13 protein-coding genes are annotated in these 15,523 nt (G+C 73.2%); 10 read left to right on the forward strand and 3 right to left on the reverse strand.

Going from position 1 to position 15,523, the window contains the following annotated elements; genetic code table 11:
- Nucleotides 1-48: 48 nt before the first annotated feature.
- A complete protein-coding gene (gene radA, locus IG90_RS0133425; RefSeq protein WP_030593256.1) occupies nucleotides 49-1,470 on the reverse strand; it encodes a DNA repair protein RadA in 1,422 nt (473 codons plus the stop codon).
- Between the two features lie 208 nt (nucleotides 1,471-1,678).
- Between radA and IG90_RS0133430 the strand changes: the two genes are divergently transcribed.
- Nucleotides 1,679-3,544 (forward strand): BACON domain-containing protein, encoded by a 1,866-nt coding sequence (locus IG90_RS0133430; RefSeq protein WP_167345021.1) that lies wholly within the window; start codon nucleotides 1,679-1,681, stop codon nucleotides 3,542-3,544.
- Nucleotides 3,545-3,747: 203 nt separating this feature from the next.
- Here the strand turns inward: IG90_RS0133430 and IG90_RS0133435 are convergent, their stop codons facing one another.
- Entirely contained in the window at nucleotides 3,748-4,608 is an 861-nt protein-coding gene (locus IG90_RS0133435; protein ID WP_030593262.1) for a DUF3109 family protein, read from the reverse strand.
- 39 nt (nucleotides 4,609-4,647) lie between these two features.
- Here IG90_RS0133435 and IG90_RS0133440 point away from each other — a divergent pair, with 39 nt between their 5' ends.
- The 4 genes from IG90_RS0133440 (at nucleotide 4,648) to ilvD (ending at nucleotide 9,177) form a co-directional block, all read left to right on the forward strand.
- Nucleotides 4,648-5,598 carry a Ppx/GppA family phosphatase gene (locus IG90_RS0133440; protein WP_030593265.1) on the forward strand — a complete coding sequence of 317 codons (951 nt, stop codon included), beginning with the start codon at nucleotides 4,648-4,650 and terminating at the stop codon, nucleotides 5,596-5,598.
- A gap of 108 nt (nucleotides 5,599-5,706) precedes the next feature.
- Entirely contained in the window at nucleotides 5,707-6,537 is an 831-nt protein-coding gene (locus IG90_RS0133445) for a sugar phosphate isomerase/epimerase family protein (RefSeq protein ID WP_030593268.1), read from the forward strand.
- Between the two features lie 13 nt (nucleotides 6,538-6,550).
- Nucleotides 6,551-7,168: a TetR/AcrR family transcriptional regulator gene (locus IG90_RS0133450; protein ID WP_030593272.1), complete on the forward strand. Its 618-nt coding sequence runs from the start codon at nucleotides 6,551-6,553 to the stop codon at nucleotides 7,166-7,168.
- A 158-nt stretch (nucleotides 7,169-7,326) separates the two neighbouring features.
- On the forward strand, nucleotides 7,327-9,177 hold the full coding sequence (gene ilvD / locus IG90_RS0133455; RefSeq protein WP_030593275.1) for a dihydroxy-acid dehydratase: 1,851 nt from the start codon (nucleotides 7,327-7,329) through the stop codon (nucleotides 9,175-9,177).
- Between the two features lie 73 nt (nucleotides 9,178-9,250).
- Here the strand turns inward: ilvD and IG90_RS0133460 are convergent, their stop codons facing one another.
- The gene (locus tag IG90_RS0133460; protein WP_030593277.1) at nucleotides 9,251-11,425 is read right to left on the reverse strand and encodes a protein kinase domain-containing protein; all 2,175 of its coding nucleotides are present in this window, start codon (nucleotides 11,423-11,425) and stop codon (nucleotides 9,251-9,253) included.
- A 132-nt stretch (nucleotides 11,426-11,557) separates the two neighbouring features.
- On the opposite strand from IG90_RS0133460, the gene IG90_RS0133465 reads away from it, so the two are divergent.
- The 5 genes from IG90_RS0133465 (at nucleotide 11,558) to proC (ending at nucleotide 15,155) form a co-directional block, all read left to right on the forward strand.
- Entirely contained in the window at nucleotides 11,558-11,905 is a 348-nt protein-coding gene (locus tag IG90_RS0133465) for an SH3 domain-containing protein (protein WP_030593280.1), read from the forward strand.
- A gap of 44 nt (nucleotides 11,906-11,949) precedes the next feature.
- Entirely contained in the window at nucleotides 11,950-12,507 is a 558-nt protein-coding gene (locus tag IG90_RS0133470; protein WP_030593284.1) for a hypothetical protein, read from the forward strand.
- A gap of 129 nt (nucleotides 12,508-12,636) precedes the next feature.
- Nucleotides 12,637-13,482: an ABC transporter ATP-binding protein gene (locus IG90_RS0133475; RefSeq protein ID WP_030593287.1), complete on the forward strand. Its 846-nt coding sequence runs from the start codon at nucleotides 12,637-12,639 to the stop codon at nucleotides 13,480-13,482.
- A complete protein-coding gene (locus tag IG90_RS0133480) occupies nucleotides 13,479-14,276 on the forward strand; it encodes an ABC transporter permease (protein WP_030593289.1) in 798 nt (265 codons plus the stop codon). The genes IG90_RS0133475 and IG90_RS0133480 overlap by 4 nt, the downstream gene beginning before the upstream one ends.
- A 69-nt stretch (nucleotides 14,277-14,345) precedes the next feature.
- Entirely contained in the window at nucleotides 14,346-15,155 is an 810-nt protein-coding gene (gene proC / locus IG90_RS0133485) for a pyrroline-5-carboxylate reductase (protein ID WP_030593290.1), read from the forward strand.
- The last annotated feature ends 368 nt before the right edge of the window (nucleotides 15,156-15,523 follow it).

The following is a 15,523-nucleotide window of genomic DNA, read 5'->3' on the forward strand; positions in this document are numbered from 1 at the left end:
TTGCGTCCCCCATGCCGTGTCCACGGGCGGGCGAGACCAGGGCAAAGTCTACCGGCGCGCGTTGTCTTCCTGACGAGGCTGCGGCGCCTCTTGACGAGACCGGCGCGGGAGGACCCGCAGAGCATCGCCCATGTCGGCGACTTCCGTGACCTTCATACCGGCCGGGACCCTTCCCGGGTCGGTCGGAACGAGCGCGTGGGTGAAGCCGAGACGGTGGGCCTCGGCCAGTCTCCGCTGCACCCCGGTGACCCTCCTGACCTCGCCCGCGAGCCCCACCTCACCGATCGCGACCAGGTTCTTCGGGAGCGGGGTGTCGCTGGCCGCGCTGGCCAGCGCGAGCGCGATCGCGAGGTCGGCGGCGGGCTCGGTGAGCTTCACGCCGCCCACCGTCGCGCTGTAGATGTCCCGCTTGCCGAGCGCGGTGATCCGGCCGCGCTGCTCCAGCACGGCGAGCATCATCGAGACCCGGGAGGTCTCCAGACCGGAGGTCGTGCGCCGGGGTGAAGGGATCTGCGAGTCGACGGTCAGTGCCTGCACCTCGGCGACCAGGGGCCGCTTGCCCTCCAGCGTCACCGTCAGACAGGTGCCCGGCACCGCCACGTCGCGGCGGGTCAGGAAGAGGCCCGAGGGGTCGGCGAGACCGGTGATGCCCTCGTCGTGCAACTCGAAGCAGCCGACCTCGTCGGTCGCCCCGTAACGGTTCTTGACGCCGCGTACCAGACGCAGCCGGGCATGGCGGTCGCCCTCGAAGGACAGCACGACGTCGACCAGGTGCTCCAGCAGCCGGGGCCCGGCGATCGCGCCGTCCTTCGTGACGTGGCCGACGAGCAGCGTGGCCATCCCGCGCTCCTTGGACGCCCGGATCAGCGCCCCGGCGACCTCCCGGACCTGGGCCATCCCGCCGGGCGCGCCGTCGATCTCGGGTGAGGCGACCGTCTGCACCGAGTCGAGGACGAGCAGCGAGGGCTTCACCGCGTCCAGATGGCCGAGCACCGCGGAGAGGTCGGTCTCCGCCGCGAGGTAGAGGTGGTCGTTGATCGCCCGGATCCGGTCGGCCCGCATCCGGACCTGGCTCGCGGACTCCTCGGCGGTCACATAGAGCGTGCGGTGGTCGTCGCTCGCCGCCTTGGCCGCCACGTCCAGCAGCAGCGTCGACTTGCCGACCCCCGGCTCGCCCGCCAGCAGCACGACCGCGCCCGGCACGAGCCCGCCGCCGAGCACCCGGTCCAGCTCGCCGACGCCGGTCGAACGGGCGGTGGCCTGCCGGCTGTCGACCTGGCCGATCGGCACGGCGGCGGTGGAGACCCGGCCGGCCGCGGTGGTGCGCACGGCGGGGGCGCCGCCGAACTCCTCGACCGTCCCCCACGCCTGGCACTCCGGGCAACGGCCGAGCCACTTGGCGGTGGTCCAGCCGCATTCGGTGCAGCGGTAGGACGGCCGGTCCTTCGCGGATTTCGTACGGGCAGCCATGGCGTCACCGTATAGGTGGGGTACGACAACGCCGCCCGCACGGTCGGCGGGCGCGGCCCGTCCGCGCGCAGGGCGCACGGGGGCACTTCCGGGCGCTCCCGCCCGAATCCATGATCTCTGTCCTCTTTCGAGGGATACGTTCACCCGTAAGGGTTAAATGTGCTCAAGGGGCACTTGGGGTATGCGCTCCTTTGCCTACGGTCGCCGGGTGACGAGCAGCAGACTGGAGACCCCCGCGCACACCACCGGCGCACACCGGGCGCACCGCCGAGCACCCCACGCCCCGGCACAGCGACCGCCCGCACGTTACGAGCCGTATCTCGACGGACTCTTCACCTACTGCCTCTCCGTGCTCTGCGATCACGACGCGGCCACCGAGGCGCTCGGTGCCGTCCTGTCGATCGCGGACCGGCAGGACGCCCGGGGCCCCACGGCCGAGGAGGAACGTAAATCCTGGCTGTACGCGCTGGCCCGGTGGACCTGTCTGCGCACCCTCACCGAGCGCAAGCACGGCCGCCAGGCCCACCGCCGCCCCTCCGGGACGGCCGAGACACCCCGAACGGCCGGAGCCTCCGATACCGGAAAGGGCTCCAAGGCCTCAGCCGTGCCCCGGCCCCAGGGGGCGCACACCGCCCGGCGCACGCCGGAGCACACCGCGCCCGCCACCCCCGAGGACGCCACCGCGCCCGCCCTCGCCGAGTCGCCGGCCGCCGAAGCCCGCCGCCGGGAGCTCGCCACGCTCGCCTGGCCCGAGGCCGCGGGCACCACCCCGGAGCAGCGCGAAGCCCTCGAACTGGCCGTACGCCACCGGCTCACCCCGCGCGCCGTCGCGGCCGTGCTCGGGCTGGAGCCGGCCACCGCCCGGGAGCTGCTGGCCGGCGCGGCCTGCGAGGTGGAGCGCACCCGCGCGGCCCTCGCGGTCGTCGAGGCCGGCGACTGCCCCACCGTCGCGCGGCTCACCGGCGACCACCAGGTGCTGCTCTCCGCCGCCCTGCGCCGCGAACTCGTCCGGCACGTCGACGACTGCCCCCGCTGCCGCCGCGCAGCCGAGCGGGCGGATGCCGCCGGACCCTGGCCCGGAGCGGCCCTGACCCCGGTCGCCGCCCTGCCCGTCGTCGAGGCCCCCCGCCCCTCCGTGTACGTCGCGACGGCCCAGGCCCAGCGCTCCCGCGCCGCAGGCCCGCGCTTCGACCGTTCCGGGTACCCGCTCGACCCCAAGGACCAGGCCGCCCGCCGGGACCGGCTGCGCGCCCGGGTCGTGACGACAACGGTCCTCGCGACGGTGGTCGCCGCCCCCGTGATCGCCCTGTGGGCCGCATACCGGGGAGCGCCGCAGACCGGCGAGGGCCACGACGGCACCCCGGTCACCGCCACGGAGGTGGAGGACGCCGGCGACATGAGCGGCGACCCGTACGTCCCCTACGAGAACACCGGCCACGGCCGGCCCGGCGACCGCTTCGGGGCCCGCGTCCCGGACGTCACCGCCGAGGTCGTCAGCACCGGCGGCGCGCAGCAGGGCGACGCCCGGGTGACGGTGACCGCCCGGACCTCCGGGGCCGTCACGACGCTCACGCTGACCGCCTCCGCCCGGGGGCCGGTCAGCTGGTCGGCGGCGACGGACGCCCCGTGGCTGCGCCTCAGCCGTACGTCCGGCACGCTCGCGGCCGGGCAGAGCACCACGATCGCGGTCTCGGTGATCCGGGACGCGCAGCCGGGCGGGCCGTGGCGGGCCCGGATCTCGCTGACCCCCTCGGGTTCCGCCGTGATCATCGACGGCCACGGGGTGACGTCCCCGACGACGGGCGGCCCGCGCCCCACGCGCCCGGGCACGGACCCGCCCCGCCCCACGGACCCGGGCACCACGGACCCCGGACCGGCCGATCCGGACCCCGACCCCACGGATCCCGGGCCCACCGACCCCGGCCCGACCGATCCCACCGACCCGCCGGACCCGACAGGACCGCCCGACCCCACGGACCCGCCCGACCCGACACCGGACCCCACCGACCCGACGGACCCCGGCCCCACGGACCCGGCCGACCCGGGCCCCTCCGGCCCGGACCCGACGGGCTGAGGGCCGCCCTTACGCCTCAGAGCCTGTCGGGTGGCCTCTGATCGGGCGGCCACGCCCTGGCACGCACGCTTCCGGCGTTGCCGAGATGCCCTGGCAGCTCCGCTACGAGGACCTCTCGGCGCCTTGGAACCGTGCGCCGGAGCGCGTCTGCTTTCCGGTCGAAGGCCACCCGACAGGCTCTCAGCCGCCCCGCTCCGTACGCCTCAGTGCTTCTTCTTCGGCGCGGGGAGCGGGTCCGCGGGGTGCGGGGCCATCGGCAGCAGCGAGGACAGCCGCTCCTCGCACAGCTCGACCAGCCGGTCGTACCCCTCCTTGCCCATCAGCTCGATCAGCTCAGGGCGGTAGGACACGTACACCGGGTCACCGGCCCCGTGTGCCGAGGTGGCCGAGGTGCACCACCAGTGCAGGTCGTGCCCGCCCGGACCCCAGCCCCGGCGGTCGTACTCCCCGATCGTCACCTGGAGGACCCGGGTGTCGTCGGGCCGGTCGATCCAGTCGTACGTCCGGCGCACCGGCAGCTGCCAGCACACGTCCGGCTTGGTCTCCAGGGGCTCCTTGCCCTCCCGAAGTGCCAGGATGTGCAGCGAGCAGCCTGCCCCGGCGGCGAACCCCGGGCGGTTCTGGAAGATGCAGGAGCCCTCCCAGCGGCGCGTCTGGCGCTCGCCGTCCTCGTCGACGCCGACCCAGCCCGTCTCCGTACCGACGTCGTGGAACTGCCACAGCTCCGGGGTGAGCCGCGCCACGTTCTCGGCGACCCGCTTCTCGTCGTCCTCGTCGGAGAAGTGCGCGCCCAGCGTGCAGCAGCCGTCGTCCGCGCGGCCCGCCTGGATGCCCTGGCAGCCGCTGCCGAAGACGCAGGTCCAACGGGAGGTCAGCCAGGTCAGATCGCACCGGAAGACCTGCTCGTCGTCGTCCGGGTCGGGGAACTCCACCCAGGCCCGCGCGAAGTCGATGCCCTTCTCGTCGGAGGGGTCCGGTCCGTTCGCCTCCGCCTGTGATGTCTGCTTGTTCGACTTCTGCTTCTTCGTGGCTTTGTCCGGCTTAGCCTTTTTCGTCTTTGGCACGCGCCCAGCGTAAGTCCGATGGAGCAGTAGCGTTCCCCTATGAGACTCGGAGTCCTCGACGTGGGATCGAACACGGTTCATCTGCTGGTGGTCGACGCCCACCCCAGCGCCCGCCCGCTGCCCGCGCACTCGCACAAGGCGGAGCTCAGGCTGGCCGAACTGCTCGACGAGGGCGGTGCGATCGGCCCGCTCGGCGTGGACCGGCTCGTGGCGACGATCGCCGGTGCGGCCCAGGCCGCCGAGGACAAGGGGTGCGAGGACGTGCTCGCCTTCGCGACCTCCGCGGTGCGCGAGGCGACCAACGCGGACCTGGTCCTGGAGCGCGTACGGGTCGAGACCGGTGTCGACCTCGCGGTCCTCAGCGGCGAGGACGAGGCCCGGCTGACCTTCCTGGCCGCCCGGCGCTGGTTCGGCTGGTCGGCGGGCAAGCTCCTCGTCCTGGACATCGGCGGCGGCTCCCTGGAGATCGCCTTCGGCATCGACGAGGAACCCGACACCGCCGTCTCCCTGCCGCTCGGCGCGGGCCGTCTCACCGGCGCCTGGCTCCCGGACGACCCGGCCGACCCGGAGCAGGTCAGGGCGCTGCGCCGGCACGTACGGGCCAGCATCGCGCGGACCGTGGGCGAGTTCAGCCGGGCCGGCCGCCCCGACCACGTCGTCGCCACCTCCAAGACCTTCAAGCAGCTCGCCCGGATCGCCGGCGCCGCCCGCTCCACCGAGGGCCTGTACATCCAGCGCTCGCTCAGCCGCAAGGCGCTGGAGGACTGGGTGCCCAAGCTGGCGGCGATGACGATCGAGGAGCGCGGCAGGCTCCCCGGAGTCTCGGAGGGCCGGGCCGCCCAACTGCTCGCCGGGGCGCTGGTGGCCGAGGGCGCGATGGACCTGTTCGGCATCGAGGAGCTGGAGATATGTCCGTGGGCCCTGCGCGAGGGCGTCATCCTGCGCCGCCTGGACCACCTCCCGGTGGAGCGGGCCGCGCTGCCGGGATGACGACAGGGCCGTAGGCACGCCAGGTACGCCCATGGTCCTGATCACTTTCCGCCACGGTCCCTCGGCGCGGCGCGCCACTGCCCGTACCCTGTCCAGGTGGCAGAACCAGTGGTGCGCATCCCCGATGCGAAGGTCGCCCTGTCAACGGCCTCGGTCTACCCCGAGTCCACCGCGACGGCCTTCGAGATCGCCGCGCGCCTGGGGTACGACGGCGTCGAGGTCATGGTCTGGACCGACCCCGTCAGCCAGGACATCGAGGCCCTGCGCCGGCTCTCCGACTACCACCGGGTGCCGATCCTCGCGGTGCACGCCCCCTGCCTCCTGATCACCCAGCGGGTCTGGTCCACCGACCCGTGGGTCAAGCTCCAGCGGGCCAGGGCCGCCGCCGAGAAGCTCGGGGCGTCCACCGTCGTGGTGCACCCGCCGTTCCGGTGGCAGCGCAACTACGCCAAGGACTTCGTGGCCGGGATCTGGCGGATGGCGGAGGAGACGGACGTCCGGTTCGCCGTCGAGAACATGTACCCCTGGCGCTACCGGGACCGCGAGATGCTCGCGTACGCCCCCGACTGGGACGTCACCAACGACGACTACCGGCACTTCACGGTCGACCTCTCGCACACCGCGACCGCCCGCACCGAGACGCTCGCCATGGTGGACCGGATGGGCGACCGGCTGGCCCACGTCCACCTCGCCGACGGCAAGGGCTCGGCCAAGGACGAGCACCTGGTGCCCGGCCGGGGTGACCAGCCGTGCGCGGAGCTGCTGGAGCGCCTGGCCCGTACGGGCTTCGACGGCCATGTCGTCATCGAGGTCAACACCCGCCGCGCGATGTCCTCCGCCGAACGTGAGGCCGACCTCGCGGAGGCGCTGGCCTTCACCCGTCTCCACCTGGCCACCGCGTCCGCCGCCGACCCGGCCTCCGAGATCCGCCGCCCGTGACCCCGGACCGCCCGTGACCGAGGACGCTCCCGCACCGCGCCGCCGGGGCCGGCCCCCCCGCCAGGACGCCGCCGACGGCCCCGACGCCCGTACGCGCATCCTCCGGGCGGCCCGTACGGAGTTCGCCGACCGCGGCTACGACAACACGTCGATCCGGGGCATCGCCAAGGCCGCCGGGGTCGACGCGGCCCTCGTCCACCACTACTTCGGTACGAAGGACGAGGTCTTCGCGGCCGCGGTCGAGCTCTCCTTCGAACCGGCCCTCGTCATCCCCACCATCCTCGGCGGCCCCCCGGAGGGCCTGGGGGAGCGGCTGGCCCGCTACTTCCTCTCCGTATGGGAGAACCCGGCCACCCGCGCCCCGCTCCTGGCGATCCTGCGCTCGGCGCTCACCCACGAGGCGGCGGCGAAGGTGCTGCGCGGCTTCGTCCTGCGGCGGCTGCTGGAGCGGATCGCGGCCGACCTCCACGTACCGGACGCGACGTTCCGCGCGGAGCTCGCCGCCTCGCACATGATCGGCATCGCGATGCTGCGGTACGTGATCCGCGCGGAGCCGCTCGCGTCGGCGGACCCGGAGGACATCGTCGCGATGGTCGCGCCGACGCTCCAGAGATACTTGACGGAGAGCTGAGCGCACCCGCCGAGGCTCCGACCGGGCTGCCCACCCAGCGGCCATCACGTCCCGCATTCCGGACAGCCTGTCCAGATCTTGGATCCGGGGCGTACGCTCGAAGACAGTCTTTTCTTTATCTGTCGGAGGCAGTCCCCCTGCCGAAGGAGCGAGCGACGATGCCGCAGCTGAGGTCCCGCACGGTCACCCACGGACGCAACATGGCGGGCGCGCGCGCCCTTATGCGCGCCTCGGGCGTAGCGAGCGCGGACATCGGCAAGCCGATCATCGCGGTCGCCAACTCGTTCACCGAGTTCGTCCCCGGCCACACCCACCTCGCCCCGGTCGGCCGGATCGTCTCCGAGGCGATCCTGGCGGCGGGCGCGGTCCCGCGCGAGTTCAACACCATCGCCGTGGACGACGGCATCGCGATGGGCCACGGCGGCATGCTCTACAGCCTGCCCTCCCGCGACCTGATCGCCGACTCCGTGGAGTACATGGTCGAGGCGCACTGCGCGGACGCGCTGATCTGCATCTCCAACTGCGACAAGATCACCCCGGGCATGCTGATGGCCGCGATGCGCCTCAACATCCCGACCGTCTTCGTCTCCGGCGGCCCGATGGAGGCCGGGAAGGCCACCCTCGTCGACGGCACGGTCCGCAAGCTCGACCTGGTCAACGCGATCAGCGACGCGGTCGACGAGTCCGTCTCCGACGAGGACATCCTCCGTATCGAGGAGAACGCCTGCCCCACCTGCGGCAGCTGTTCCGGCATGTTCACCGCCAACTCGATGAACTGCCTGACCGAGGTCCTCGGCCTCTCCCTCCCCGGCAACGGCTCGGTCCTCGCCACCCACACCGCCCGCAAGGCGCTGTACGAGGACGCCGGCCGCACGGTCGTCGAGATCACCAAGCGCTACTACGAGCAGGACGACGAGACGGTCCTGCCGCGCGCCATCGGCACCCGCGCCGCGTTCGACAACGCGATGGCGCTGGACATCGCCATGGGCGGCTCGACCAACACGATCCTGCACCTGCTGGCCGCCGCCGAGGAAGCGGAGCTGGCGTACGACCTGGACGACATCAACGAGGTCTCGCGCCGCGTCCCGTGCCTGTCCAAGGTCGCCCCGAACGTCGCCCCCGGCGGTACGTACTACATGGAGGACGTCCACCGCGCCGGCGGCATCCCCGCCCTCCTCGGCGAGCTCCACCGCGGCGGTCTGCTCAACGAGGACGTCCGCTCGGTGCACTCCGACACCCTCGCCGAGTGGCTGAAGAACTGGGACGTGCGCGGCGGCTCGCCTTCCCCCGAGGCCATCGAGCTGTGGCACGCCGCCCCCGGCTGCGTCCGCTCCGCCACCGCCTTCTCGCAGTCCGAGCGGTGGGACACCCTCGACCTGGACGCGGCGGGCGGCTGCATCCGCGACGTCGAGCACGCCTACTCCAAGGACGGCGGCCTCGCCGTCCTCAAGGGGAACCTCGCCGTGGACGGCTGTGTCGTGAAGACGGCAGGCGTCGACGAGTCGATCTGGACCTTCGAGGGCCCGGCCGTCGTCTGCGAGTCGCAGGACGAGGCCGTCGACAAGATCCTCCGCAAGGAGATCCGGCCGGGCGACGTCGTCGTCATCCGTTACGAGGGCCCGCGCGGCGGCCCCGGCATGCAGGAGATGCTCTACCCCACGTCCTTCCTCAAGGGCCGGGGCCTCGGCAAGGTCTGCGCGCTGGTCACCGACGGCCGCTTCTCCGGCGGTACGTCGGGCCTCTCCATCGGCCACGCCTCGCCCGAGGCGGCCTCCGGCGGCACCATCGCGCTCGTCGAGGACGGCGACCGGATCCGGATCGACATCCCGAACCGCTCCATCGAGCTGCTCGTCGACGACGCCGAACTGGCCACCCGCCGCGAGGCGCTGAACGGCGTGTACGCGCCGAAGAACCGCGACCGCAAGGTGTCGGCCGCACTGCGCGCCTACGCGGCGATGGCGACGAGCGCGGACCGCGGCGCGGTCAGGGACGTCTCGAAGCTGGGCTGACATTTCGGCTTTCCAGCCCGTCCGGCGTTCGAGGAGCGGGGGGGCGGGGCGGAGCCCCGGGGCAACCCCGCCCTCACCAGGCCCCCGGGTCCGCCCCGTCCACCGCGAAGACCGACCCGTCCGGAGCCGTTCCCACCACCGTCCGCCCCGCCGTCACAGGGGCGGGCAGGTCGGACGCATACGTCAGCTTCCCGCCGCTCAGCCGCGCCCGGGTCTGCCCCACGAGCGCCCCCCGAGCCGTGTCGACGGCCAGCAGCCGCCCGTCCGCGGCGGAGAAGTACAGGTGCCCGCCCTCCCCGAGCACCGGAGCGGAAGCCCGCCCGACCCCCGTCTCCAGCCGCCACAGGTCCGCCTTCGCCCCGTCCGCCGAGGTGTCGACGGCGAGCAGCGACCCGCCCCGCGCCAGCAGGTACGCGACGTCCCCGGCCATCACCACCTGCGGCCCGTCCAGCGTGAAGGGCAGCGGGACCCGGGCGGTCGCGCCGGTTCCGGGGGCGTACCGGACGAGCTCGGCGATGTCCGAGTTCTCGTCCATCGCCGTCAGCACCAGCTCTCCTGCGCCGACGGTGCCGACCGGGGTGAGTACCCCGTCCAGCCACCGCTGCCAGGAGGCCCGGCCGCTCACGGCGTCCACCGCGGTGACGAGGGTCGACCCGCCGGAGGGCGCGTGCTCGAAGGCGTAGGCGAGCCCTGACGCGCCGTCGTACAGGGCGAAGTCCGGCCGCGTGTGCCGCGCCAGCGGGCCCTTCCAGCGGGGCGTCCCGCTCGCGCCGTCCAGGGCCGTCACCGTGCCGTCGTCCGCGACGGCCAGCAGGGCGTCGCCCGCGGGGAACGCGCCACCGGGGCTCGCGGACAGCGCGGTGTCCCGGACGGCGGTGCCCTTCACCGGGTCGAACGCGCGCAGCTTCCCGTCCGGTCCGGTGGACAGCACGACCCCGCCCGAGACGATCGGAGCGTGGGCGGTCCGCGTCGAGGACGACCGGGCCGACCACACCACGCGCCCGTCCGCCGGATCGATCCTGGCCGTGCCGGTCCCGGCCACCGAGCAGTACAGCGCGCCCCCCGGTCCGGCGGTGGAACACACGGGCGTGGCACCGCCGGACGTCCGCAGCTCGGTACGCCACGGGGTGACGGCGTCGTCGCCCTCCACACCCCCGGCGCCCGCGCGTTCCGGCTCCGGGCGGCTCACGTCCGTACCACCGCCGCCCCACACGGCGTACGCCCCGGCGCCCGCCCCCGCCACCAGCAGGAGCAGCGCCGCCGCCACGAGTCGCCGGGCGCGCGGCAGCCGCCGACGCCGGACCGGGGGCGCGGCACGCACATGCGTGTCCTCCTCCGAACCGTCCCGTTCCTCCGCCGGCGGCACCGCCGCCGCGACCACGGCCCGGCGCCGCTGCGCCGGTATGAACGCGTCGGCCTCGTACGACGGGGGCAGCAGCGCCCCCATCACCTCGCCCGGCGTGGGCCTGTCGGCCGGGTCCTTCGCCAGGCAGCGGGCGACCAGCGGCACGAGATCCTCCGGCACCCCGCCGAGGTCCGGCTGGTCGTGCACCACCTGGTACGCCACGATGTACGGGCTGTCCGAGTCGAAGGGCCCCCGGCCCGTCGCGGCGTGGACGATCACGGCCCCCAGCGCGAACACGTCGGCCGGCGGCCCGACCTCGCGCGGCCGCTGGAACTGCTCGGGAGCCATGTAGGGCGGCGAGCCGATCAGCTTGCCCGTCTCGGTGCGCAGATCACTGTCGTACGGCCGGGAGATCCCGAAGTCGATGACCTTGGGGCCACCGTCGGTCAGCAGTACGTTGCCCGGCTTCAGATCGCGGTGGACCACACCCGCCCGATGGATGTCCCGCAGTGCCTCGGCCAGCCCGGCGGTCAGCCTGCGCAGCTCGGCGGGGGCCATCGGGCCGCTCCGCTTCACCTGCTCGGCGAGCGTGGGCCCGGGAACGTAGAGGGTGGCCATCCAGGGCCGCCCGGCCTCCGGATCGGCGTCGACGACGGGCGCGGTGAACGCCCCGCTGACCCGCCGCGCGGCCGCCACCTCCTGCCGGAACCGCGCCCTGAACTCTGGATCCGCCGCGTACGGCGCGTGCACCACCTTCACCGCGAGCTGCATCCCCGAGGCCGAGCGCGCCAGATGCACGACCCCCATGCCGCCCGAGCCGAGACGGGCCTCCAGGCGGTAGGCGCCGGCGTACTGCGGAAACTCCGCTTCCGGGGACGCTCCGGTTCCTCGCAGCGGCGGCATCGCCCACCCCCGTGTGTTCGTGCGCATGCGACGCACGGAGCCTAGTCGATGGTGCGTACGAGAGGCACGGAGCTTGCTAGCCTGCGCGGCGTACGCGTCCGGCGTACGCGTTTCTCAACGGGGGAGGCCCACATGGGCGTTGAAGAGCACACCGCAGAGCCCACCGGGAACGAGGTGGACGGCGCGACGGCCACGGCGGAGGCCGAGGTGACGGTGGAGACCACCGCGACCGGCACCCGCTACCCCATCGCCCCGGGCTACCGGGTCAACGTCCGCACCGGACCGGGGACCAGCTACCGCATCGTCAGGACCCTGCCCTACGGACAGAGCATCCCGATCTACTGCCAGAAGCCGGGAGAGCGGGTCACCGGCCCGTACGGCACGTCGAACCTCTGGGACAACATCGCCAACGGTCAGTTCGTCGCGGACGCCTACGTCTACACGGGACGTGACGGCTACATCGCACCGCGCTGCGACTGACGGCTCCGCCCGCCCAGCCGGGGGCAACGGGGATAATCGGCCCCGTGAGCGAGAACAGCGCAGCCCCCGGCACCCCGCCCGCCGGAGGGACACCCTCCGGCGGCGCCCCCACGGCCCCGGGCCCGCAGCCCGAGCCCATCCGCTTCTTCGGCACGACGTGGGTCGGCCACGACGGCGGCTACGGTCTCCGCCGCGCCGGCGTCGCCGTCGGCTCGCTGGCCGCAGCCGTGGCCGCCTGCTTCGTCCTGCGCTTCGCCTACGAGGGGCTGGAGATCGCCGAGGTCGGGAGCCTCGTCGGGATGCTGGTGATCGCGATGTTCTCCATCTGCAGCGCCATCGCGTTCCGCAAGACCTGGGAGGGCTTCGGCGCCCGCCCGAAGGACCCGGCCCGCGAGGACAACCTGCGCGGACTGAAGTCGATCGGCTTCATCGGCTCGCTCCTCGCCTACTTCGTCCGCTCGCTCACCGAGGCCCCGGGCGAGAAGCTGCGCCGCACCGAGTACGAGCAGGCCCGCGTCCGGTTCGAGAAGCGCCGCTCGACCCGCACCGGCAACCCGGCGGCCCGCAGGTCATCCGGCCGCAAGCGCCCCAGGCGCACCTGAGGCCCCGCCCGCCCCACGGACGATCCGCCCCACGGAGAACTCAGCCCGCCGACCGTGTCGGCGGGCTGATTCGTGCGTCCGCCTTCTGGCCCCTTGACGGACGGCGGCATCGGGCGAAGAATTCATCACATGATGAATTATGAACCCGGGCCGCCGTCGGCCGGCCCCACAGGCCCCCCGGACGCATCCCCGCCACCGGCCCCGCCATCGCCCCCGGCGATCGAAGCCCGCGACCTCACCGTCGTACGAGGCACCCGCACCGTCCTGCGCGCCCTCGACTTCACCGTCCGCCCCGGCAGCATCACCGGCCTCCTCGGCCCCTCGGGCTGCGGCAAGACCACCTTGATGCGCGCCGTGGTGGGCACCCAGGCCAAAGTCACCGGCACCCTCGATGTCCTGGGCCACCCTGCGGGAGACCCGGCCCTGCGCCACCGCATCGGGTACGTCACCCAGGCGCCCTCCGTCTACACCGACCTCACCGTCCGGCAGAACCTCGACTACTTCGCCGCCGTCCTGCACCCCGGCCGCGCACACAGGGCCGCCCGCCGCGACGCCGTCACCCGCGCCATCGGGGACGTCGACCTCACCAGCCACGCCGACGCCCTCGCCGGAGCGCTCTCCGGCGGCCAGCGCAGCCGCGTCCTGCTGGCCGTCGCCCTCCTCGGCACCCCGGCTCTCCTGGTCCTGGACGAACCGACCGTCGGGCTCGACCCCGTACTCCGCCGGGACCTCTGGGACCTCTTCCACCGCCTGGCCGCCGACCGCGGCACCACCCTCCTCATCTCCTCCCACGTCATGGACGAGGCCGAACGCTGCCACCGCCTCCTCCTGATGCGGGACGGCCGGATCCTCGCCGATGACACCCCCGACGCACTGCGCCGCCGCACCGGCACGGAGACCGTCGAGGACGCGTTCCTCCAGCTGGTCGAGGCCACGTCACCCACCCCGCCCCCCGACCAGGAGGCCTCCCGATGACGGCGACCGCTCCCACACCGACCCGCCCCGCGAACGAGGCTGCCCCGGCCCGCCCGCTGACCCCGTCCCGTACGACCGCCACAGCGGGCCGCGTCCTGCGCCAGCTGACCCACGACCCCCGCACGATCGCGCTCCTGTTGATCGTCCCGGTCCTGCTGATCACGCTGCTCCGTTACGTCTTCGACGGCAGCCCCGAGACCTTCGACTCCACCGGAGCCAGCCTCCTCGGCATCTTCCCGCTGATCACGATGTTCCTGGTGACCTCGATCGCCACCCTGCGCGAACGCACCTCGGGCACCCTCGAACGCCTCCTCGCCCTCCCGCTCGGCAAGGGCGACCTGATCGCGGGCTACGCCCTCGCGTTCGGCGCGGTCGCGGTCGTCCAGGCGGCGCTCGCGACGGCCGTCTCCATCTGGCTGCTGGGCCTGGACGTCATCGGCTCGCCCTGGCTGCTGCTCCTGGTCGCCCTGCTCGACGCTCTGCTCGGCACCGCACTCGGCCTGTTCGTCTCCGCGTTCGCCGCCTCCGAGTTCCAGGCGGTCCAGTTCATGCCGGCGGTGATCTTCCCCCAGCTCCTGCTCTGCGGCCTGTTCACGCCGCGCGAGGCGATGCACCCCGTCCTGGAGGCGATCTCGAACGTCCTGCCCATGTCGTACGCCGTCGACGGCATGGACCAGGTCCTCCACCACCCCGACATCACCGGCGACTTCGTCCGCGACGTGGCCGTGGTCGCGGGGAGCGCGCTCCTGGTCCTCTGCCTCGGCGCGATCACCCTCCGCCGCCGTACGCCGTGAAACCCCGATGCGAGGATGGCGGGGAGACGGTCACAACGTGGACCTGAGCACCGCCCGGAGGGTGAACGCATGACCCAGACAGTCGCAGTCCTCGGCACCGGCAAGATCGGCGAGGCCCTGCTCAGCGGCATGATCCGGGCGGGCTGGCGACCGGCCGACCTCCTGGTGACCACCCGACGCGGCGACCGGGCCCGGGAACTGCACACGCGGTACGGGGTCGAGTCCGTCAGCAACGCGGAGGCGGCCAGGAACGCCGACATCCTCATCCTCGCGGTCAAGCCGCAGGACATGGGCAAGCTCCTGGACGAACTCGCACCGCACGTCACCGCCGACCGTCTGGTCATCAGCGCCGCGGCCGGCATCACCACCGCGTTCATCGAGGACCGGCTCACCCCGGACACCCCGGTCGTCCGGGTCATGCCCAACACCCCGGTCCTCGTCGACGAGGGCATGTCCGTCATCTCGGCCGGCAGCCACGCCACCGGCGCGCACCTCGCCACCGCCGAGGAGATCTTCGGCGGCGTCGGCAAGACCCTGCGCGTCCCGGAGTCCCAGCAGGACGCGGCGACCGCCCTCTCGGGCTCCGGCCCCGCCTACTTCTACTTCCTGGTCGAGGCCATGACCGACGCGGGCATCCTGCTCGGCCTGCCCCGAGCCCAGGCCCACGACCTCATCGTCCAGGCCGCGATCGGCGCCGCCGTCATGCTGCGGGACAGCGGCGAGCACCCGGTCAAGCTCCGCGAGGCCGTCACCAGCCCGGCCGGCACGACCATCAGCGCGATCCGCGAACTGGAGAACCACGGAGTGCGCGCGGCCCTCATCGCCGCACTGGAGGCAGCCCGCGACCGCAGCCGCGAACTGGCCTCCGGCAACGGCTGACACCCAGCCCGGCCCCCATCCGCCCCCGGCCACCGGCACCACCGGCCGGGGGTTGACACACCCCGGACACATCCGTAGTGTGCTCCGAGTTGTCCGACGTGAGCGCCGACCCCGGTCGGTCCCCGGACAGCCATTCCGCAGTAACCACGACAGGACACGCGACCTCGTGTCGCATGCCTTTTCGTGTGCCTGCGCGAAATGAGGAATCCGCGTTCGAAGGAACGCACCCCGATTAGCGTCGGGGGGCAGGATTCCGCTAAAGTCTCACTCGTCGGAACGGCCCAACAGCCGGGAAGACAAGCCCCGCTGACTGGGAATCGGGTCCGAAAGGATCTGATAGAGTCGGACTCGCCGGAAAGGGAAAACGC

The organism is Streptomyces anulatus (assembly GCF_000721175.1).
GTDB classification, from domain to species: Bacteria; Actinomycetota; Actinomycetes; order Streptomycetales; family Streptomycetaceae; genus Streptomyces; species Streptomyces anulatus_C.